This is a genomic window from Belliella pelovolcani (genome assembly GCF_900156785.1).
In the GTDB taxonomy this organism is placed as follows: Bacteria; Bacteroidota; Bacteroidia; order Cytophagales; family Cyclobacteriaceae; genus Belliella; species Belliella pelovolcani.
The window spans coordinates 1-1,317 of the sequence record NZ_FTOP01000044.1; the positions used below are offsets into that span (position 1 = coordinate 1).

The 1,317-nt window shown below is 42.4% G+C and carries 2 protein-coding genes; both read left to right on the forward strand.

Annotation, left to right across the window (positions count from 1 at the left end; all coding sequences use genetic code 11):
* Positions 1–63 precede the first annotated feature (63 nt).
* On the forward strand, positions 64–357 hold the full coding sequence (locus BW935_RS18000; protein WP_014770860.1) for a transposase: 294 nt from the start codon (positions 64–66) through the stop codon (positions 355–357).
* Positions 354–1,190, forward strand: a complete 837-nt coding sequence (locus BW935_RS18005; RefSeq protein WP_076503167.1) for an IS3 family transposase — start codon at positions 354–356, stop codon at positions 1,188–1,190. Before BW935_RS18000 ends, BW935_RS18005 begins: the two co-directional genes overlap by 4 nt.
* The last annotated feature ends 127 nt before the right edge of the window (positions 1,191–1,317 follow it).

Sequence of the window (1,317 nt, forward strand, 5' to 3'; positions counted from 1 at the left end):
TATAATACTCCCCAAAATTGAGACCAGAGGTTAAGTTAAAAAAAACCGTTTAAATTTAACCTTATGAACAAGCAAACAAGACGAAAGTTTTCTCCTGAGTTCAAGGCAAAAGTGGCCCTTGAAGCAATCAAGAATCAGTTTACATTGGCTGAATTGTCCAAGAAGTTCGATGTTAGCCCTGTGATTATCTCCAAGTGGAAGGGTGAGTTTTTGGATAATATGTCAGCTGTATTTGAAAAGGATCATTCAAAGAAAAAGGAAGAAGGCCCTGCCCTTGAGCAGCTCTATGCCCAGATCGGAGAGCTAAAAGTAGAGAATGACTTTTTAAAAAAAAGCTGCAAGAAACTGGGGATATGAAAGACCGGGCGACATTGGTTTGTTCCGATTATAAGGGGCTTTCTATAAGGAAACAGTGTGAAGTATTGGAGGTTCCCCGAAGCAGTCTATATTACAAACCAAAAGGGGAAAACGAGATCAATCTGAAACTGATGGGAATCATGGACAGGCATCTTACCGATCACCCTACTGAAGGCGTTGTGTCGATGGTCTATCTGTTGACAGGACTGGGCTTCGTTGTCGGCCCAAAGCGCATCAGGAGGCTTTTCAGGCTGATGGGCAGGGAAACCCTTTACAGGAGGAAGAACCTTACCAAATCCGGTTTGCGTGAATATATCAGGCCTTATCTTCTCAGGAACTTAAAGATTGAAAGGCCCAACCAAGTGTGGGTAACCGATATCACCTACATTCCGATGCAGAAGGGGTTTATGTTCCTGACCGCAGTCATGGATGTTTACAGCAGAAAAATACTGTCATGGGGTATATCCAACAGTCAGGACGCCAAATGGTGTAAGCAGGTAATCGAAGAGGCCATCAGAGAATATGGTAAGCCGGAGATAGTCAATTCCGATCAGGGAAGCCAGTACACATCAGCCTTATGGATCAATTACCTTGAAGGGCAGGATATCAAAGTATCAATGGACGGAAAGGGAAGGGCTTTGGACAATGTATATATTGAAAGGTTCTGGAAGTCGATCAAGTATGATTACATCTATCTGAACCCAAGCGAGGACGGTTATGACCTGCTCAAAGGTGTCAAGTGGTATATTGAATATTACAACCAAAAGGTTCATCATACCACTAGGGAGAAGCCTGGGGAAAGATATTATGGGGCAACCCAAAAAGCAGCATAAAGCAAAAGTTAGTTGTCCTATTTCCCAAGGGTACCCTTGGGAAATAGGACAACTAAAGAAGCATTAACAAAAAAATAAATTAACTTAGCAACTGATACTTTTGGTCCAACAAATGGGGAGTGTTATA

Coding starts and splice junctions, on each gene's coding strand:
- BW935_RS18005 (WP_076503167.1), top strand. CDS start 354: ATGAAAGACCGGGCGACATTGGTTTGTTCCGATTATAAGGGGCTTTCT.
- BW935_RS18000 (WP_014770860.1), top strand. CDS start 64: ATGAACAAGCAAACAAGACGAAAGTTTTCTCCTGAGTTCAAGGCAAAA.